At 62.9% G+C, this 17657-nt stretch carries 19 protein-coding genes; 6 read left to right on the forward strand and 13 right to left on the reverse strand.

The features are described from left to right. Nucleotides 1-17: 17 nt before the first annotated feature. On the reverse strand, nucleotides 18-605 hold the full coding sequence (locus AB7E19_RS08580; RefSeq protein ID WP_041211670.1) for a sigma-E factor negative regulatory protein: 588 nt from the start codon (nucleotides 603-605) through the stop codon (nucleotides 18-20). A gap of 22 nt (nucleotides 606-627) precedes the next feature. Beyond that, nucleotides 628-1209 (reverse strand): RNA polymerase sigma factor RpoE, encoded by a 582-nt coding sequence (rpoE, locus tag AB7E19_RS08585; RefSeq protein WP_010675645.1) that lies wholly within the window; start codon nucleotides 1207-1209, stop codon nucleotides 628-630. A 181-nt stretch (nucleotides 1210-1390) separates the two neighbouring features. Between rpoE and nadB the strand changes: the two genes are divergently transcribed. Then, entirely contained in the window at nucleotides 1391-2998 is a 1608-nt protein-coding gene (gene nadB / locus AB7E19_RS08590) for an L-aspartate oxidase (protein ID WP_048208412.1), read from the forward strand. A 120-nt stretch (nucleotides 2999-3118) separates the two neighbouring features. Here the strand turns inward: nadB and AB7E19_RS08595 are convergent, their stop codons facing one another. Both AB7E19_RS08595 and AB7E19_RS08600 read right to left on the reverse strand, forming a co-directional pair. Further along, nucleotides 3119-3490, reverse strand: coding sequence for a protein YgfX (locus tag AB7E19_RS08595; RefSeq protein ID WP_043154867.1), 372 nt, complete (start codon nucleotides 3488-3490; stop codon nucleotides 3119-3121). Nucleotides 3491-3548: 58 nt separating this feature from the next. Further along, nucleotides 3549-3818, reverse strand: a complete 270-nt coding sequence (locus tag AB7E19_RS08600) for a succinate dehydrogenase assembly factor 2 (protein ID WP_010675648.1) — start codon at nucleotides 3816-3818, stop codon at nucleotides 3549-3551. A 113-nt stretch (nucleotides 3819-3931) separates the two neighbouring features. Here AB7E19_RS08600 and ygfZ point away from each other — a divergent pair, with 113 nt between their 5' ends. Next, nucleotides 3932-4843, forward strand: coding sequence for a tRNA-modifying protein YgfZ (gene ygfZ / locus AB7E19_RS08605; RefSeq protein ID WP_322131374.1), 912 nt, complete (start codon nucleotides 3932-3934; stop codon nucleotides 4841-4843). A 7-nt stretch (nucleotides 4844-4850) separates the two neighbouring features. Here the strand turns inward: ygfZ and AB7E19_RS08610 are convergent, their stop codons facing one another. After that, nucleotides 4851-5732, reverse strand: coding sequence for a LysR family transcriptional regulator (locus AB7E19_RS08610; RefSeq protein WP_322131375.1), 882 nt, complete (start codon nucleotides 5730-5732; stop codon nucleotides 4851-4853). Nucleotides 5733-5856: 124 nt separating this feature from the next. On the opposite strand from AB7E19_RS08610, the gene AB7E19_RS08615 reads away from it, so the two are divergent. Further along, nucleotides 5857-6294: a PACE efflux transporter gene (locus tag AB7E19_RS08615; protein ID WP_039040541.1), complete on the forward strand. Its 438-nt coding sequence runs from the start codon at nucleotides 5857-5859 to the stop codon at nucleotides 6292-6294. A gap of 70 nt (nucleotides 6295-6364) precedes the next feature. Here the strand turns inward: AB7E19_RS08615 and AB7E19_RS08620 are convergent, their stop codons facing one another. After that, on the reverse strand, nucleotides 6365-6706 hold the full coding sequence (locus AB7E19_RS08620) for a hypothetical protein (protein WP_010675652.1): 342 nt from the start codon (nucleotides 6704-6706) through the stop codon (nucleotides 6365-6367). A gap of 183 nt (nucleotides 6707-6889) precedes the next feature. On the opposite strand from AB7E19_RS08620, the gene cutA reads away from it, so the two are divergent. From cutA to AB7E19_RS08635, 3 genes are all read left to right on the forward strand, one after another. Further along, a complete protein-coding gene (gene cutA, locus AB7E19_RS08625) occupies nucleotides 6890-7207 on the forward strand; it encodes a divalent-cation tolerance protein CutA (protein WP_322131376.1) in 318 nt (105 codons plus the stop codon). Then, nucleotides 7204-8982 (forward strand): protein-disulfide reductase DsbD, encoded by a 1779-nt coding sequence (locus AB7E19_RS08630; protein ID WP_322131377.1) that lies wholly within the window; start codon nucleotides 7204-7206, stop codon nucleotides 8980-8982. The genes cutA and AB7E19_RS08630 overlap by 4 nt, the downstream gene beginning before the upstream one ends. Nucleotides 8983-9106: 124 nt before the next feature. After that, entirely contained in the window at nucleotides 9107-9532 is a 426-nt protein-coding gene (locus tag AB7E19_RS08635; protein ID WP_039040544.1) for a hypothetical protein, read from the forward strand. Nucleotides 9533-9550: 18 nt separating this feature from the next. Here the strand turns inward: AB7E19_RS08635 and AB7E19_RS08640 are convergent, their stop codons facing one another. The 7 genes from AB7E19_RS08640 to nudC form a co-directional block, all read right to left on the reverse strand. Further along, the gene (locus AB7E19_RS08640; protein WP_322131378.1) at nucleotides 9551-10852 is read right to left on the reverse strand and encodes an FAD-binding oxidoreductase; all 1302 of its coding nucleotides are present in this window, start codon (nucleotides 10850-10852) and stop codon (nucleotides 9551-9553) included. 153 nt (nucleotides 10853-11005) lie between these two features. Continuing rightward, nucleotides 11006-12085 carry a class II fructose-bisphosphate aldolase gene (gene fbaA, locus AB7E19_RS08645; RefSeq protein ID WP_010675658.1) on the reverse strand — a complete coding sequence of 360 codons (1080 nt, stop codon included), beginning with the start codon at nucleotides 12083-12085 and terminating at the stop codon, nucleotides 11006-11008. 115 nt (nucleotides 12086-12200) lie between these two features. Further along, a complete protein-coding gene (locus tag AB7E19_RS08650) occupies nucleotides 12201-13364 on the reverse strand; it encodes a phosphoglycerate kinase (protein WP_069651896.1) in 1164 nt (387 codons plus the stop codon). A 66-nt stretch (nucleotides 13365-13430) separates the two neighbouring features. Continuing rightward, on the reverse strand, nucleotides 13431-14441 hold the full coding sequence (gene epd / locus AB7E19_RS08655; protein WP_041211676.1) for an erythrose-4-phosphate dehydrogenase: 1011 nt from the start codon (nucleotides 14439-14441) through the stop codon (nucleotides 13431-13433). A 50-nt stretch (nucleotides 14442-14491) separates the two neighbouring features. Further along, the gene (locus AB7E19_RS08660) at nucleotides 14492-15421 is read right to left on the reverse strand and encodes an ROK family protein (protein WP_045522010.1); all 930 of its coding nucleotides are present in this window, start codon (nucleotides 15419-15421) and stop codon (nucleotides 14492-14494) included. 151 nt (nucleotides 15422-15572) lie between these two features. Beyond that, nucleotides 15573-16640 carry a uroporphyrinogen decarboxylase gene (hemE, locus tag AB7E19_RS08665; protein WP_043154833.1) on the reverse strand — a complete coding sequence of 356 codons (1068 nt, stop codon included), beginning with the start codon at nucleotides 16638-16640 and terminating at the stop codon, nucleotides 15573-15575. Nucleotides 16641-16779: 139 nt separating this feature from the next. After that, a complete protein-coding gene (gene nudC, locus AB7E19_RS08670; protein WP_113068978.1) occupies nucleotides 16780-17559 on the reverse strand; it encodes an NAD(+) diphosphatase in 780 nt (259 codons plus the stop codon). Nucleotides 17560-17657 lie beyond the last annotated feature (98 nt).

Here is a 17657-nt window from a genome sequence, read left to right on the forward strand (position 1 = left end):
TGATCCCTAAAAATGCGTTATTCCTGAATCTGCTTGTCTTGCAGCAGACGCTGTTGCAGTTGATGGTCGCGCAGGAAGGCATTGATGCGCTCGCGCTGCTCCTGCATCTGCTGCTCGCTCAGACCTTGCTGACGCACACCGGTCCGGCTGCCATCCTGGGGATAGTGCACGCTCACCGGCGCAGCACTGCCACCCACGGGTATGGTATTGAGCACCGGACTGGTCGGTACACCATCCTTGCCCTGGTACTGCTGCACGCCGAAGATGACGGCGGCAGCCACGGAGGCGGCAATGGCATACTGCCCCACTTGCTGGCCAAAGCGGCGAACGAAGGGGATCACCTTGCCGGCGGGCTGCACCTGGGGCGCAGCAGGCTGTGCCGGCTTGGGCGCCAGTATGGCGGGTTCATCCTCCAGCGCCAGCATGATACTGTCGCTGAGATCCAGTTGCAGATTGACCGGCAGGTCACCCCGCATGGCATCACCGATCAGATGGTAACGCGACCAGGTATCCTGCAGAGCGGGATCCGTTCCCAGCTCGTTCAGTACCTCGATTTCGCTAAGGTCGCCATCCATCAGGGCTGAAAGTTGCTCTTTATTTGCCATAAGTTTGCCTGTCTTTCCCCAGTTAATGCTCGATCAGAGGTTGCAGCTTTTTATCGATTGCTTCCCTCGCCCGGAAGATGCGGGATCTCACCGTACCCACCGGACAATCCATGATCTCCGCAATCTCCTCGTAGCTCAGCCCTTCCATTTCACGAAGGGTGATCGCCGTTCTCAAATCTTCTGGCAAGGCTTCTATGGCGGTAAACACGGTACGCTTGATCTCGTCGGTCAGCGCTAGGTTTTCCGGGGTGGCCACCTCTTGCAGGGCTTCACCACCACCATAATATTCAGCCTCGTCCGCTTCGACATCACTGCTGGGCGGTCTGCGCCCCTGTGACGTCAGGTAGTTTTTGGCCGTGTTGACGGCAATCCGGTACAACCAGGTGTAAAACGCGCTCTCGCCACGGAATGTCGGCAACGCACGGTAGGCCTTGATGAATGCCTCCTGCGCCACATCCGGTACATCGCCCGGATTGTTGACATACCTGGCCACCAGGTTGACCACCTTGTGCTGGTACTTGCGTACCAACAGGTTGAATGCATTTTTATCGCCACGCTGGACCCGTTCAACCAGCTGTTCGTCCAGTAGATTCTGGTCGCTCATCAGAGCCGTAAAACCCCCATCAGGTTATCGTTTTTCTTTTCCGGCCCCTTCTAAGCGCACAAGTTCAGACAGGAGGAATCAGGGAAAGTTCGCTTGCATTGAAAAAAATGTGATGCGGGCTGCATCACAACCCCCCTTGGGCTACCATGGGGCCAGTTCTTAATCCAGGCCAATGATACTTATGAAAGCAAGTGTTGAATACCTTTGCGACGTACTCATCATTGGCAGCGGTGCCGCCGGTCTGTCCCTCGCGTTGCGATTGGCAGACCAGGCCAAAGTCCTGGTTCTGAGCAAGGGGCCCATCAGTGAGGGGGCCACTCTCTATGCGCAAGGAGGCATCGCTGCCGTGTTCGACGAGACCGACAGCATCGAATCCCACGTGAGCGACACGCTCAACGCCGGCGCCGGGTTGTGCGACCCGGCGGTGGTGGAGTTCACAGCCCGCAACGCCCGCGACTCCATCCAGTGGCTCATTCAGCAAGGGGTCCCCTTCGATCAGGAAGAGGATGCCGAGGGGGAATCCCACTATCACCTGACCCGGGAAGGGGGCCACAGCCATCGCCGCATCTTCCACGCGGCCGACGCCACCGGCAAGGCGGTGCAGCTCACCCTGATCGACCAGGTGCGCGCCCACCCCAACATCCAGCTGATGGAGCGCTTCAACGCGGTCGATCTCATCACCACCCGCAAGTTGGGTCTGCCGGGCAACAAGGTACTGGGAGCCTATGTCTGGAATCGCAACGCCGAGCAGGTCGAGGTGATCCGCGCCCGCTTCGTGGCACTGGCCACCGGCGGGGCCTCCAAGGTGTACCAGTACACCTCCAACCCGGACGTCAGCTCTGGCGATGGCATCGCCATGGCATGGCGCGCCGGCTGCCGGGTGGCGAACCTGGAATTCAACCAGTTCCACCCCACCAGCCTGTTCCACCCGGACGACCCCAACTTCCTGCTGACCGAAGCGCTGCGTGGCGAAGGGGCCTACCTGCGCCGTCCCGACGGCAGCCGCTTCATGCCGGAGTTTGACGAGCGGGCCGAGCTGGCCCCGCGGGACATCGTCGCCCGCGCCATCGACCACGAGATGAAGCGCCTCGGGGCGGATTGCATGTATCTGGACATCAGCCACAAGCCGGCGGATTTCATCATCAAGCACTTCCCGACCATTTATGAGCGCTGCCTCGCGGTCGGTATCGACATCACCAAGGAGGCGATGCCCATCGTCCCGGCGGCCCACTACACCTGTGGCGGCGTGATGATCGACAACAACGGCCAGACCGACATCCCCGGCCTCTATGCCATCGGCGAGGTGACCTATACCGGGTTGCACGGCGCCAATCGCATGGCCTCCAACTCCCTGCTCGAATGCGTGGTCTATGCCCACCAGGCGGGAGCCGACATCCTGGCCAAGCTGCCCACCAGCGTGGCGCCCCCCAGCCTGCCGGCCTGGGACGAGAGCCAGGTGGATGACTCGGACGAGCAGGTGGTGATCCAGCACAACTGGCACGAGCTGCGGCTGATGATGTGGGACTACGTGGGCATAGTGCGCACCAACAAGCGCCTGGCCCGGGCCAAGCGTCGCATCGATCTGCTCAAGCAGGAGGTGCAGGAGTACTACGCCAACTTCCGGGTCTCCAACAACCTGCTGGAGCTGCGCAACCTGTTGCAGGTGGCCGAGCTTATCGTCAACTGCGCCCTGGAGCGCAAGGAGTCTCGCGGTCTGCACTACAACCTGGATTATCCGGACATGCAGCCGGACTCCAAGCCGACCGTGCTGACCCCGGATCGGGAATGATGCCGGATCAGGAATAAGGCCGTTGTGTTCGATTCGGGCGTATGCCCTCCCCCAGATGACCCCGCCCAGGCGGGGTCATCTGCTATGAGCGGCAGATGTAGCAGGTAGAGAGAGACGCCCCTAGCGAACAGCGAGGTGGATGGCGCGGGCCAGGGCGCGGTAGTGTGCAGGGGCCAGGGCATCGGAGAAGAGCCAGAGCTGCCCCTCGGAGCCCTCCACCGTCTTCAGCCGCAACCAGAGCACCCCGGGCAGGATGCGGCTGCGGGGATCCAGCCGATGGCGCGCCCCTTGCCACTCGAGCCACTCCCCATCCCAGACGAGCACGCCGCTCGCCGCCGGATGGCGGCGCAACGCGCGCCACAGACTCAGCCCCCAGACAGGGAGGAACAGCCCCCATTGCCAGCCCTGGATCAGGCTGGCGACGGGCAAGAGCAGCAACAGAAACAGGATGCACAGCAGCAGACGCTGCTGGCGGGAGGCGATCACGGGCATCACTACCCGCTGGGGAGACGCGAGGCTGGCCATGAGGGGTGGCGGTCGCGAGTCGGGCTCAGCGCAGGCTGTCGTGGCGGGCCTGGTTGCGCTCGAGGATCAGGGGGATCATGGCGGCAAAAGCGGGATCCTCGGGCACGCCGTGACCCATGCACCAGCGGAACAGCTCGGGATCCTCGCACTCCAGCAGGCGGATGAAGGTGCGCTGTTCGGCCTCGCCGAGGCCATCGAACTCGTGCTCAAAGAAGGGCATAAAGATCACATCCAGCTCGAGCATGCCGCGACGGCAGGCCCACTTCAGGCGGGACTTCTCACTTGGGTTCAACATGGAACTCTCCTTACAAAGACCGGGGAATGGTAGCAGCAGGATTTTCCGGCTGACAAACATTCCTTACGTCTTTACCATGCAGGTCACATACTTTCTGTCTCTGGAATCCCATCGTGAGCCTGCCGACCCCTCTTCTTCCTGCCGAGCCGACCCTGTTTTCCCTGACCAATCTGGCCATCACCCGCCTCGGCGGCCCGGATCGCGCCAAGTATCTGCAAGGTCAGGTCACCTGCGACGTCAACGCCCTGCAACCGGGCCAGAGCACCCTCGGCGGCCACTGCGATCCCAAGGGCAAGCTGTGGAGCGATTTTCGCCTGCTCTGCCTGGAAGACAGCCTGCTGATGCTGACCAAGCCCTCGGTGCTGGCCCGCCAGCTGCCGGAGCTCAAGAAGTTTGCGATCTTTGCCAAGGTCGAGATCGGCGAGTTTCAGGGCAGCCTGACCGGACTGGCCGGTCAGGGGGCGGACGACTGGATGGCACAGCACTTCGCGCTGACCGGCACCGGTCTGGTGGAGGGCGGCATGGCAGTCAGGGTGGAGGCGGACCGCTGGCTGCTGGCGAGCACATCCCCGCTGGCCCTGAACCTGCCGGTGGGCGACGAAGGACTCTGGTGGGGGCTGGAGATCAAAGCCGGTCTCCCCCATCTGGAAGCGGTCCATCAGGGGGAATACATCCCCCAGATGCTGAACCTGCAAGCCCTTGATGGCATCAGCTTCAACAAGGGCTGCTACATGGGGCAGGAGACGGTGGCACGCGCCAAGTATCGCGGCGCCAACAACCGCGCCCTCTTCGTGCTGAGCGGCACTGCCGCAACGCAGGTGGCCAGCGGTGACACCCTGGAGATCCAGCTCGGTGACAACTGGCGCCGCAGCGGTCTGGTGCTCAACGCCTGGCAGCAGCAGGGTCAGGTGTGGCTCACTGCCGTGCTGCCCAAGGATACCGAGGCCGACGCCCGTTTCCGCCTCAAGCTGGAAGAGGGCTCCAGCCTCGGTCTGCAACCCCTGCCCTATGCGTTGATCGACTGAATCCCCCCTAACGAGGCACCCGCGCCAGCAGTGCCTCCTGCAGCCAGCGCCCCGCCTGCCCGAGCGGGCGGGCGCGATACCACTGCAACTCCAGCGCCAGTTCCGCCTCGGCGATGAAGTCCGGCTTGAGCACCACCAGCTCCCCCCGCGCCAGGGGCCGGTGCAGCAGAAACTCGGGCACCGCCGCCCATCCCAGCCCCAGTTTCACCAGCTCCAGGATCCCGAGATCCCCCTCCACCCACCACACTTGCGCCGAGAGGCGGAAGCGATGGCGCTCCGTCCCCTCCCGCCGTCCGGTCACCATCAACTGGCGAGCCCCTTGCAGGTCGCTCTCCTTCAACGGCGTCTTGTGGGCCAGGGGGTGATCCGGAGAGACCACCAGGGGCATGGTGACCGTCCCCAGGGAGCGGGAGACCAGCTCCCGCTCGGGGTGCGCCTTCTGATAGCTGATGCCGAGCTGGGCACGGCCGCTCTTGAGCAGCTCGGTCACGTCCTCCATCAGCGGGAACAGCAGCTCCAGCTCCACCGCCGGGTAACGGCTGGCGAACTCCTCCAGCAGGGAACCAAGCCAGGGCAGGTGGGAGTCATCGTCGATGGCCAGGGTGAGGCGCGACTCGACGCCGTTGGCCAGTTCTCCTGCGATGGCCTGCAGTCGCTCGTTCTGGGCCAGCAGCACCCCTGCCTCCTGACAGATGCGGGCACCCGCCTCGGTCAGCACGGGATAGCGGCCGCTGCGATCGAACAACGCAAGGCCGAGATCGATCTCCAGGTTGGCGATGGCGGCACTCACCACCGACTGGGCCTTGCCCAGCCTGCGCGCAGCCGCCGAGAACGACCCGGTCTCGGCCGTCGCCAGCAATGCCTTGAAGTGTTCCAGTGAAGGGGTCATGAGCCTGCTCCGCCGTGCTGTTGTGTCGTCACATCTATCTATTTTAGCGATAGATACCAACGTGAATCTATCCGGTTTTGGCGATACATTGCCGCCATTCCCTGACCAAAGAGAGAGACAGACCATGCGTACGACCCGTGACCGCCTGCGCCACGCCATCGGCTTCGAATTGATTGGCCTGCTGATCGCCGCTCCGCTGGCCAGCTGGGTGACCGGCGTCGGGCTCAACCACATGGGCCCCCTGGCCCTGTTCTTCTCGGTGGTCGCCACCGTCTGGAACTATGTCTACAACATCGGGGTGGACAAGCTGCTGCTGCGCTATCAGGGCCACACCCACAAGGCGCTGTGGCAGCGGGTGCTGCACACCCTGGGGTTCGAGGGGGGCCTGCTGATCGTGGCCCTGCCGGTGATGTCCTGGTGGCTCGACATCGGCCTGCTGGAGGCGCTGGTGCTGGATATGGGCTTCGTGCTCTTCTACCTGGTCTATGCCTTCGTCTACAACTGGAGTTACGACAAGGTGTTCCCCATTCCCATGGGACAGGTGCAGAAGGCACTGGGATAAGCGATTCGAGGGGTAAGGGCGAGGCACCATCATGCGACGGCATGATGGTGCTGAAGAGGGCCTCGCGGGGTCAGGCCTGGGCCTTGACCTCTTCCGGCGGGGTATCGTCCTGCCTGGTTTCCTGGCGCATCATGGCTTCGAGGTCGCTCTGGTACTGGTTCAGCATGCGCTGGGCCGCCACCATGTCCCCCTTGTGCAGGCGCTCGAACAGATGATGCTGCACCACGCCGTTGAGGTACTCCACCGTGATGGGTTGCTCCAACGCCGACAACAGCTCCTCTTTTTCCAGCTCCGCATTGATCTCGTCGACACTGGTACGCAGCAGACCGGCCAGTTGCACCAGCATGCGGCGCTCCCCTTCACGCAACAGGCTCAACATGCGGTTTCTCTGCTGCTCATTCTGTTGGGTCATACATTTCCTTACGTAGAATTGGAACAAGCCCGCTCATTCTGCCCTGTCCTTTTCACAGCGTCCATCTCGGGCGCATGACTTATTCCGGGCGCGGGGGGCCGGGTGCTATTTGCCCCCCGGCCCGGTATAGTAACGGCTGATCCAGGGGGCCCGTGCGCCCCGTTGCCGAGACCGTCCATCCCTATGACCGACGCCATTCTGGTGCTCTGCACCTGCCCCGACGAGACCAGTGCAGACCGCCTCTGCGAGCAGCTGCTCGATCAGCGCCTCGCCGCCTGCATCAACCAGCTGCCCGGGGTCACCTCCGTCTATCGCTGGCAGGGCAAGACGGAGCGAACCTGGGAGATCCAGCTCGTCATCAAGAGTCGGGCCGCGCTGTTCGAACCCCTGCGCCAGTGCATTCTCGCCCACCATCCCTACGAGGTACCGGAGATCCTGGCGCTCCCCGCAAGCCAGGGCCACCCTGCCTATCTCGATTGGTTGACACAGGAGACCTCATGACCGCCTCTCGCCCCCTCTCCTTCCTGCTGATGCTGCTGGGCCTGCTCTGCGTCCTGACGACGGCCCCCGCCCGGGCCAGCAGCCAGGATCTGCTCGGCAGCCTCGGCATCGAGACCCAGCCCAGATTCCTCAAGGTGGATCAGGCCTTCGCCCTCGAGAGCGAACAACAGGGTGATCGGCTGCTGCTCCGGATACGCATCGCCGACGGCTACTACCTCTATCGCCACAGTATCCGTGTGAAGGGAGAGAACCTCGCCTTCGACGAGCCCGTCCTGCCCCCCGGCACCGAGCACAAGGATGACTTCTTCGGCAAGAGCCGGGTCTATTACCAGGAGGTGCAGATCCCCGTGGCACTGACCCGGGTCGGGGACGCGGCCAGCCTCACCCTAAGTTACCAGGGCTGCACCGAAGGACTCTGCTACCCACCGACCGACAAGCGGATCGCCGTCGAGCCCCTCGCCGCCCCCGCCCGGGCGGAAGCGGTGGCCAGCCTTCAGGGCACCGACGTGCCGGGCAGCCAGCAGGACAGGCTGGCGGCCGCCCTCGGCAGCCAGGGGTTCTGGATCAGCGTCGCCGCCTTCTTCGCCCTTGGTCTCGGCCTCGCCTTCACCCCCTGCGTCTTCCCCATGTATCCCATCCTGACCGGGATCATCGCCGGGGCCGGGCATCGCCTCTCCACCCGTCGCGCCTTCCTGCTCTCCTTTGTCTATGTGCAGGGGATGGCGGTCACCTATACCCTGCTCGGGCTCGTCGTCGCCTCGGCGGGCCTGCAGTTCCAGGCGGCCCTGCAGCACCCCTATGTGCTCATCAGCCTCTCGGTGATGTTCGTGCTGCTCGCCCTCTCCATGTTCGGGCTCTACACCCTGCAACTGCCGAGCAGCCTGCAAACCCGTCTCTCGGGCTTCTCCAACCGCCAGCAGGGCGGATCCGTGGCCGGCGTTGCCATCATGGGCATGATCTCGGGACTGGTCTGCTCCCCCTGCACCACGGCGCCGCTCTCCGGGGCCCTTATCTACGTGGCCCAGAGTGGCGACCTCTGGCTCGGCGGTGCGGCCCTCTATGCCCTCTCCCTGGGCATGGGGCTGCCGCTGCTCTTGCTCGGCACCTCTGGCGGCAAGCTGCTGCCCAGGGCCGGCGCCTGGATGGATGTGATCAAGCAACTCTTCGGTTTTGCGCTGCTGGCTGTGCCCATCCTGCTGCTCTCAAGGCTCCTGAGCGACCTCGTCGCCACCCTGCTCTGGCTCGGCTGGGGGCTGGTGCTGTGCGGTTATCTCTATCACCACAACCAGCATCGCGCCCATTCGGTGGGCAAGAGCCTCGGCGGCTTCGCCCTGCTGCTGGCGATGATGGGCCTTGTGGTGGTGGGCAAGGATCTGCTGCTGCCACCCGAGGGGGCCAATGCCGCCGCCCAGACCCAGGCCCCCCGCTTCATTCGCATCAAGACCCTGGACGATCTCAAGGTGCAGCTTGCCGCCGCCCGCGGCAAGCCGGTGTTGCTGGATCTCTACGCCGACTGGTGCGTGGCCTGCAAGGAGTTCGAGCACAAGACCTTCAGCGACCCCGATGTGCAGGCGCGCTTCAGCGAGATGGTGCTGCTGCAGGCGGACGTCACCGCCAACGACGACGCCGATGTGGATCTGCTCAACGGCCTCAACGTGCTGGGATTGCCGACCCTCATCTTCTTCGATCGCGATGGCAACGAGGTGAACGGCCAGCGGGTGACCGGCTTCATGGGGCCTGCCGAATTTCTCGGCCAGCTGGACAAGCTGCGCTGATACCGGGTGGCCCGTGCAACCGTGTGGGCCCCCGGTTTGACCGCCATTTTTCCGGCAATCCCTTGTATATGACCGACGCCGTGGCAATATTTGCGCTTTCCCGTCTCGTTCGTCCGGAGTTTTGATGAAAAAGTGGTTCATCCCCCTGCTGGCCCTCTGGCTTTATGGCTGCAACGCAGGTCCCGGTGAAGAGACCATCCAGAGCCAGGTCACCGCCAGGTTGCAGGCGGGCACGGATGCTGACCTGTTCGACATCCGCGACTTCGCCGTGCTCGGCAAGGAGGAGCGGATGGAGGGGGTCTATCTGGTCAAGGTGAGCTACCAGCTCCACTTCAAGCAGGGACTGGATCAGTTGCAGGTGCTGCACGACGAGGATCTCGTCTATGACAGGGTCGGCCCCTTCCAGCAGGAGATGGGACTGATGGAGCTCGAGCGCAAATATGGCGACTTCGAGGCAGGCCAGGCCCTGGCGCAGGAGACCCAGGTCTGGATGATGAAGACGGAGCAGGGCTGGCGCCTGGCCGAGCCAGACGCGACGCAGCAGGGATAATCCCGAGCCCCCCTCCCCTTAGAGCAGATCCTTCAGCCGATACCAGAGCATCCCGAGCGCCAGCAACGGAGAGCGCAACGCCGGGCCACCCGGGAAGGTCATGTGAGGGACGCGGCTGAAGAGATCGAAGCCCCGGCTCTCCCCCTTGATCGCCTCCGCCACCAGCTTGCCCGCCATGTGGGTGGCATTGAGGCCATGGCCCGAATAGGCCTGGGCATAGAAGACGTTGGGATGCTGCTCGAGGCGGCCTATCTGGGGCAGCCGGTTGGCGCCTATGCCTATCATGCCTCCCCACTGGAACTCGATGGCGGTACCCGCGAGCTCGGGGAAGACCCGCAGCAGCTTGGGCAGCATGAAGGCTTTGATGTCGCGAGGGTCACGGCCCGAGTAGTTGCAGGCCCCGCCAAACAGCAGGCGACCGTCCGCCGACAGCCGATAGTAGTCGAGCGCCACGTTCTGATCGCACACCGCCATGTTCTGTGGCAGCAAGCGCAGGCGCAGGCGCTTCTCCAGCACCTGGGTGGCGAGAATGTAGGAGCCCGCCGGAAGCACCTTGCCCCCGAGATCGGGCTGGAGGTCGCCCAGGTAAGCGTTGCAGCCGATCACCAGGTAGTCCGCGCTGACCCGGCCGTGGGCCGTGGTCACCTCGACCCGCTCGCCGTAATCGATGTGGGTCACCCTTGAGTGTTCGAACAGGGAGACCCCGAGACTGGCTGCCGCACGCGCTTCGCCGAGAGCCAGGTTGAGAGGATGCAGGTGACCGGACCCCATGTCGATCATCCCGCCGATATAGCGATCCGACCCGACCACGGTGTGCATCTCCTCCCGCGCCACCATTTTCAGTGCGTGCCGATAACCCAGGCTCGCCAGGTGCTCGGCATCCTCCTCGAACCCCTTCAGGTGACGCGCCTTGGTGGCGAGATCGCAATAGCCCCAGGTGAGATCGCACTCGATATTGAAACGCTCGACCCGCTCGCGCACCAGCTGCACCGCTTCGATCCCCATCAGATCCAGCTCCCGCACGCCCGCCTCGCCAATCCAGCGGGCAAACTGGCTGGTATCGTGGCCGATGCCGCGGATCAGCTGGCCGCCGTTGCGCCCCGACGCTCCCCAACCGATGCGGTTGGCCTCCAGCAGCACCACCTTGTAACCGGCATCGGCCAGGTTGATGGCGGTGTTGAGGCCGGTGAAACCGCCACCGATGACGCAGACGTCCGCATCCAGCTCACCACTGAGCTCGGGCCACTGCCGATGGTCGTTGCGAGTGGCCGCGTAATAGGAGGCCGTGTGTTCCTGATGTCCCTGTCTTCCTGTCTGCATGCTCAGCATCCTGCCTGGTTGCATTCGTTTACTAAATTAAACGGGTGTCATCGATAATACCCAGCCCCCCATCCCCAATCCAGCCCGTCAGGATCACAGAAATGCAAAAGGCGCCCCGAAGGGCGCCTTTTCATGCAATCAAGGTGCTGCGAATTACAGTACGTCGATGGCGTTCAGGTCGGAGAAGGCCTTCTCCAGACGCGCGATCATGGAAGTCTGACCGGCACGCAGCCATACGCGCGGATCGTAGAACTTCTTGTTCGGCTTGTCGGCACCTTCCGGGTTGCCCAGCTGGCCTTGCAGGTAGGCTTCGTTGGACTTGTAGAAGTTCAGCACGCCTTCCCAGGTCGCCCACTGGGTGTCGGTGTCGATGTTCATCTTCACCACGCCGTAGGAGATGGATTCGCGGATCTCTTCCAGGGTAGAGCCGGAGCCACCGTGGAACACGAAGTCCAGGGACTTGGCAGGCAGACCGAACTTCTCGGAGACGTACTTCTGGGAGTTGTCCAGGATCTTCGGAGTCAGCTTGACGTTACCCGGCTTGTACACACCGTGCACGTTGCCGAAGGAGGCAGCGATGGTGAAGCGCGGGCTGATCTTGGACAGACGCTCGTAGGCGTAGGCCACGTCTTCCGGCTGGGTGTACAGGGAGGATTGGTCCAGGTGGCTGTTGTCCACGCCGTCTTCTTCACCGCCGGTGCAGCCCAGTTCCAGCTCCAGAGTCATGTTCATCTTGGCCATGCGGGTCAGGTACTCGCAGCAGATGTCGATGTTCTCTTCCAGAGACTCTTCGGACAGATCCAGCATGTGGGAGGAGAACAGCGGCTTGCCGGTTTCGGCAAAGTGCTTCTCACCGGCATCCAGCAGACCGTCGATCCACGGCAGCAGCTTCTTGGCGGCGTGGTCGGTGTGCAGGATCACCGGTACACCGTAGGCTTCGGCAACGGCGTGCACGTGCTTGGCACCGGAGATGGCACCCAGGATGGCAGCTTGCTGGCCTTCCAGCTTCAGACCCTTGCCGGCGGTGAACACGGCACCACCGTTGGAGAACTGTACGATAACCGGGGCTTTGACCTTGGCAGCAGCTTCCAGCACGGCGTTCACGGAGTCGGTACCGACACAGTTGACGGCCGGCAGAGCGAAGCCGTTTTCCTTGGCGATGGCGAACACTTTCTGAACGTCATCACCAGTGATCACGCCGGGTTTTACGAAGTCGAAAATTTTCTTAGACATGTTTAATCGTCCTGTCTCGTATGCCGTTAATAAAAAGTGGGGGGTTCATCATGAACCGGCACAGCGGCCACATGATAAACGAAACGGGAGGCTTTTGCCCCCCGTCCCGGGTCAATTAGGCTTTGGCGCGCTCTTCGAGAATCGCGACAGCCGGCAGTACCTTGCCTTCTACGAACTCCAGGAAGGCGCCGCCGCCGGTGGAGATGTAGGAGACCTTGTCGGCGATGCCGAACTTGTCGATGGCAGCCAGGGTGTCACCACCGCCAGCGATGGAGAAGGCCGGGGAAGCGGCGATGGCTTCGGCGATCACCTTGGTGCCTTCAGCGAACTGGTCGAACTCGAACACGCCGACCGGGCCGTTCCACAGGATGGTCTTGGCGTTCATGATGATGTCGGCCAGGGCCTTGGCGGAATCCGGACCGATGTCGAAGATCATGTCGCCGTCAGTCACGTCGGACACGGACTTGATGGTGGCCGGGGTGGATTCGGAGAATTCGCTACCCACAACCACGTCGGTGGTCACCGGAATGTTGGTTTCGGCAGCCAGTTTCTTGGCGGTGTCGATCAGATCGTGCTCGCACAGGGACTTGCCGACGTTGTGACCGGCAGCAGCGATGAAGGTGTTGGCGATGCCACCACCGACCACCAGCTGGTCAGCGATCTTGGAGAGGGATTCGAGTACGGTCAGCTTGGTGGAGACCTTGGAGCCGCCCACGATGGCAACCATGGGGCGCTCGGGCTTCAGCATGGCTTTGCCCAGGGCTTCCAGTTCACCGGCCAGCAGGGGGCCTGCACAGGCAACCGGCGCGAACTGGGCCACACCGTAGGTAGAACCTTCGGCGCGGTGAGCAGTACCGAACGCATCCATTACAAAGACGTCACACAGGGAGGCGTATTTTTTGGCCAGCTCTTCGGTGTTCTTCTTCTCGCCTTTGTTGAAGCGGCAGTTTTCCAGCACAACCAGCTCACCGGCGGCGACGTCTACGCCATCCAGGTAGTCTTTGGCCAGACGAACCGGGCAGGACAGTGCGTCTTTCAGATAGTTGACAACCGGAGCCAGGGAGAATTCTTCGTTGTATTCACCCTCGGTCGGACGACCCAGGTGGGAGGTGATCATCAGCTTGGCGCCCTTTTCCAGAGCCAGCTTGATGGTCGGCAGAGTCGCAACGATACGTGCATCGGAAGTGACCTTGCCGTCTTTTACCGGCACGTTCAGGTCAGCACGGATCAGAACGCGTTTGCCCGCCAGATCCAGGTCGGTCATCTTGATAACAGACATATTCAGTCCTCTATATATTTTCAGGTAATGTTAAAAAAACAGTAACCTTGCGCCCGGTGCAGACTTTCAGCCTGCGGCCATCATGGCCCGGGTGGTATCCAGCATGCGGTTGGCGAAGCCCCATTCGTTATCGCACCACATCAACATCTTGACGAGGTTGGCATCGCTGACCCGGGTCTGGGTACCATCAATGATGCAGGAGTGTGCATCATGATTAAAGTCTACGGAGACCAGTGGCTCTTCCGTGTAGTCCAGAATACCGTGTAATGTACCTCTGGATGCCCGTTGCAGGGCTTGATTTACGTCACTAACTGTCACTTTTTTACGAACAGTAATACTCAGATCCATGGCGGTTACATTGATGGTGGGTACCCGCACCGCGATCGCCTCGAACTTGCCGGCAAAGTGGGGAAGGATACGTTCCAACCCCTTTGCCAGCTTGGTATCCACCGGGATGATGGACTGGCTGGCCGCCCGGGTTCTGCGCAAGTCGCCGTGATAGGCATCGATGACTTGCTGATCGTGCATGGCCGAATGAATTGTCGTAATAGTACCACAATTTATCTCGAATTCTCGATGCAATGTTTCGATGACGGGGACCACGCAGTTGGTGGTGCAGGAGGCGTTGGAGACGATCCGCTCCCGCCCGGTCAGCACCTGGTGGTTGACCCCGTAGACGATGGTGGCGTCCACGTCCGCGTCCGCCGGATGGGAGAAGAGCACCTTGCCCGCTCCCGCCCCCAGATGCAGCTCGGCATCGGCCCGGGAGCCGAACACCCCGGTGCAGTCCAGCACCACGTCCACCCCAAGCGCCCGCCAGGGCAAGTTCGACGGATCCCGCTCGGCAAACAGGGCAATGAGATCCTCCCCCACCTGCATGCTGTTGCCCGCCAGTTGCACCGGATAGCGGAACCGGCCGTGGCTGGTGTCGAAGCGGGTCAGGTGCACCATGGCCTCGGGGGCCGCCAGCTCGTTGATGGCCACTATCTTGATGGTCTTGTCGCGGCCGCTCTCGTAGAGGGCCCGCAGCACGTTGCGGCCGATGCGGCCATAGCCGTTGATGGCAATCTTGATCATGGAAACGTTGTGTCCTTAGCTGCGACAAAGGGATGAGAGGAAGGGGCGACTCACGAGAGCAGTGCCTCGCGAAAGACGCCGCGGGCCAGCAGTGCGGCACCGAATACCCCGGCGCTGTCCCCCAGAGCCGGCGCTACCATGGGGGTGGCGAAGCGGGGGTTGAACAGGAAGGGCAATACCGTTTCGCGCCCGGCGCGATAGAGGCTCTGCACATTGCCCACGCCGCCACCGATGACGATGACGTCCGGATCGAGAATATTGATCACGTTGGCGAGGGCCTGGCCGAACAGCAGGTGCAACCTGTCCATGGTGAGCCTGGCGACATGATCATGGGCACTGGCCGCAGCAATCTGGGCGAGCGAGAGACGGCGTTTGGTCCTGGCCTCGTACCAGGCCTCCAGCGCCGGGCCGCTGATGAGGGTTTCGACGCAGCCGCGCTTGCCGCAGTAGCACTCTGGCCCCTCCGGCAACAGGACGTTGTGCCCCCACTCCCCGGCGATGCCGTGGTGACCGTTGAGGATCTGGCCGTTGATGACGATGCCGGCCCCGACCCCGGTGCCCATGATGATGCCGAACACCACTTTTGCATCGGGATGATGCTGGCGCACCGCCCCCAGATGGGTTTCCGCCAGGGCGAAACAGTTGGCGTCGTTGGCGATGAGCACGGGGACGCCCAGCCTGCGCTCCAGATCTTCCTTGAGCGGCTTGCCGTTGAACTCGGTGGTGTTGCTGTTTTTCAGCAGCCCGGTCTGGGGGTCCCGGGCCCCCGGCGTCCCCATGCCGATGAGTGCAGGACGCTGACCGAGTTTGGCGGCACACTCGTCCACCAGTTTGGCGATCTGGCCCAGCATGTGCTGGTAGCCGCCGTGCCGTTCAGTGGGAATGCGGTGGCGCAGCAACACCTCGTCGCCATCGAGCACCACGCACTCGCACTTGGTCCCGCCAAGGTCGATCCCCCAATCCCACGCCTGCTTCTCCATCCAGCCTCCTGCCCCTCAACGACCCCATCCCGGCCACGACTGCCAACATGGGGGTGCAGTGTAACCCGAGCCGCAACCAGGATGCAGCCCCCTGTGTCACGGACAGCAAAACGGGGCCCGCAGGCCCCGTTCATCACGCTGTTTGCCGCGCTCAGCGACCGTGGTACCGGGCGGAGAGCTCATGCACCGCGTTGACGAACACGCCGGCATGTTCCGGGTCCACATCCTGATGGATGCCGTGCCCCAGGTTGAAGACATGACCGTTGCCATGACCGAAACCGGCCAGAATGGTGGCGACCTCTTCGCGGATCCGCTCCGGGGTGGCGTAGAGCATGGAGGGGTCCATGTTGCCTTGCAGCGCCACCTTGTCGCCGACCCGGCGTTTGGCGTCCGCGATGTCGGTGGTCCAGTCCAGCCCCAGGGCATCACAGCCGGTGGCGGCGATCTGCTCCAGCCACTGGCCGCCGTTCTTGGTGAACAGGGTGACCGGCACACGGCGGCCCTCATGTTCACGGATCAGGCCATCGACGATCTTGTGCATGTACTGCAGGGAGAAGTCGCGGTAATCGCGCGGGGTGAGCACGCCGCCCCAGGTGTCGAATACCATGACCGCCTGGGCACCCGCCCTGATCTGGGCGTTGAGATAGCTGATCACGCTGTCCGCCAGCTTGTCGAGCAGCAGATGCAGGGTCTGCGGCTCTGCATACATCATCTTCTTGATCTTGGTGAAGGCCTTGGAGCTGCCCCCCTCCACCATGTAGGTGGCCAGGGTCCAGGGGCTGCCGGAGAAGCCGATGAGCGGCACGTCGCCCTTGAGCTCGCGGCGGATGGTGCGTACCGCATTCATCACGTAGCCGAGCTCGTCTTCCGGATCCGGGATGGGCAGGGCCTGCACGTCGGCCATGGAGGTGATCGGGCGCTCGAAGCGCGGGCCTTCCCCCTGTTCGAAGTAGAGGCCCAGCCCCATGGCATCGGGCACGGTCAGGATGTCGGAGAAGAGAATGGCGGCATCGAGCGGATAGCGGCGCAGGGGCTGCAAGGTGACTTCACAGGCCAGCTCGGCGTTGCGACACAGGGACATGAAATCCCCCGCAACGGCGCGGGTCGCCTTGTATTCCGGCAGATAACGGCCAGCCTGACGCATCATCCATACCGGGGTCATGTCCACTTCCTGGCGCAGCAGGGCACGCAGGTATCGATCGTTTTTCAGCTCTTTCATCCCAGTTCCTGAGTCATGTCACGCATAAAATGGCGGACATGATACCACTTTGTGCAAGGCTGAGGGCGACCCTGACGCCGCACATCGCCGCAGGAGTGCAAAGATGTGAGGGGGCGCATACAAGCGCCCCCGTTTTCCCTCAACGCGCCTCGGCGAGACACTGTTCGATGAGCCGGCGCGCTATGGTGCCATGAGGGGGCAAGCGCGGCAGCCGGTCAGCCTCAAAGAAGCCTGCCGCCACCAGTTCGTCATCCTGCACCCGGATCTCGCCGTTCTCGTAGTCGGCGGTGAAGCCCATCATCAGGCTGTGGGGGAAGGGCCAGGGCTGGCTCGCCACGTAACGCACATTGGTCACCCGGATGCCGCTCTCCTCGAACACCTCCCGCGCCACGCACTGCTCCAGATTCTCCCCTGCCTCCACGAAGCCGGCCAGCACGGTATACATGGGATCATCCGCCTGATAGTGACGGCGGTGGGCTGCCAGCAAGATGGCCGGCCCCTTGCGCACCGCGACGATGATGCAGGGGGAGATGCGCGGATAGACGACATGGCCGTGATGACACCCCTGGGCCCACTCCCCTTCCCTCGGGGTCATGGGGGCGCCGCACTCACCGCAGAAGCGATGGGTACGGCGAAAAGTGGCGAGCTGCCAGGCCCGCCCTGCGAGGCGAAAGCCCTCTTCGTCCCCCGCCACCATAAGCTGGCGCAGCGGGGCCATGGCCTCGGTCTCCGCCTCCGCCCCCAGATCCAGCAGATGGCAAGGCAGGCCGTCCCACTCGTCGAAGCGCTCGAAGGAGGCGGTGTGCAGATGGGTGGGCAAAACGGCGCGGGGCCCTTGTGGAATGCGCCCCTGTTCATCCAGCAGGACGAGGTGATCGCCCCCCAGCACGAACCAGAAGGCCTGTTCAGTTGATGACATATGATGAAGGCTCTTGTTGAGAATGCGCGCGGCACAGGATCGTTTGCCTCATATTACGAGCGGGAAGGGCCGATGGCGACCCCCGACATGGCCCTCTT

It is taken from the genome of Aeromonas sp., from assembly GCF_050252055.1.
Lineage (GTDB): Bacteria > Pseudomonadota > Gammaproteobacteria > Enterobacterales > Aeromonadaceae > Aeromonas > Aeromonas caviae.

Bases quoted from the DNA above. Each gene is read 5' to 3' on its own strand.
- AB7E19_RS08580 (WP_041211670.1), bottom strand. From the start codon at position 605: ATGGCAAATAAAGAGCAACTTTCAGCCCTGATGGATGGCGACCTTAGC.
- rpoE (WP_010675645.1), bottom strand. From the start codon at position 1,209: ATGAGCGACCAGAATCTACTGGACGAACAGCTGGTTGAACGGGTCCAG.
- nadB (WP_048208412.1), top strand. From the start codon at position 1,391: ATGAAAGCAAGTGTTGAATACCTTTGCGACGTACTCATCATTGGCAGC.
- AB7E19_RS08595 (WP_043154867.1), bottom strand. From the start codon at position 3,490: ATGCCCGTGATCGCCTCCCGCCAGCAGCGTCTGCTGCTGTGCATCCTG.
- AB7E19_RS08600 (WP_010675648.1), bottom strand. From the start codon at position 3,818: ATGTTGAACCCAAGTGAGAAGTCCCGCCTGAAGTGGGCCTGCCGTCGC.
- AB7E19_RS08610 (WP_322131375.1), bottom strand. From the start codon at position 5,732: ATGACCCCTTCACTGGAACACTTCAAGGCATTGCTGGCGACGGCCGAG.
- AB7E19_RS08615 (WP_039040541.1), top strand. From the start codon at position 5,857: ATGCGTACGACCCGTGACCGCCTGCGCCACGCCATCGGCTTCGAATTG.
- AB7E19_RS08620 (WP_010675652.1), bottom strand. From the start codon at position 6,706: ATGACCCAACAGAATGAGCAGCAGAGAAACCGCATGTTGAGCCTGTTG.
- cutA (WP_322131376.1), top strand. From the start codon at position 6,890: ATGACCGACGCCATTCTGGTGCTCTGCACCTGCCCCGACGAGACCAGT.
- AB7E19_RS08630 (WP_322131377.1), top strand. From the start codon at position 7,204: ATGACCGCCTCTCGCCCCCTCTCCTTCCTGCTGATGCTGCTGGGCCTG.
- AB7E19_RS08635 (WP_039040544.1), top strand. From the start codon at position 9,107: ATGAAAAAGTGGTTCATCCCCCTGCTGGCCCTCTGGCTTTATGGCTGC.
- AB7E19_RS08640 (WP_322131378.1), bottom strand. From the start codon at position 10,852: ATGCAGACAGGAAGACAGGGACATCAGGAACACACGGCCTCCTATTAC.
- fbaA (WP_010675658.1), bottom strand. From the start codon at position 12,085: ATGTCTAAGAAAATTTTCGACTTCGTAAAACCCGGCGTGATCACTGGT.
- AB7E19_RS08650 (WP_069651896.1), bottom strand. From the start codon at position 13,364: ATGTCTGTTATCAAGATGACCGACCTGGATCTGGCGGGCAAACGCGTT.
- epd (WP_041211676.1), bottom strand. From the start codon at position 14,441: ATGATCAAGATTGCCATCAACGGCTATGGCCGCATCGGCCGCAACGTG.
- AB7E19_RS08660 (WP_045522010.1), bottom strand. From the start codon at position 15,421: ATGGAGAAGCAGGCGTGGGATTGGGGGATCGACCTTGGCGGGACCAAG.
- hemE (WP_043154833.1), bottom strand. From the start codon at position 16,640: ATGAAAGAGCTGAAAAACGATCGATACCTGCGTGCCCTGCTGCGCCAG.
- nudC (WP_113068978.1), bottom strand. From the start codon at position 17,559: ATGTCATCAACTGAACAGGCCTTCTGGTTCGTGCTGGGGGGCGATCAC.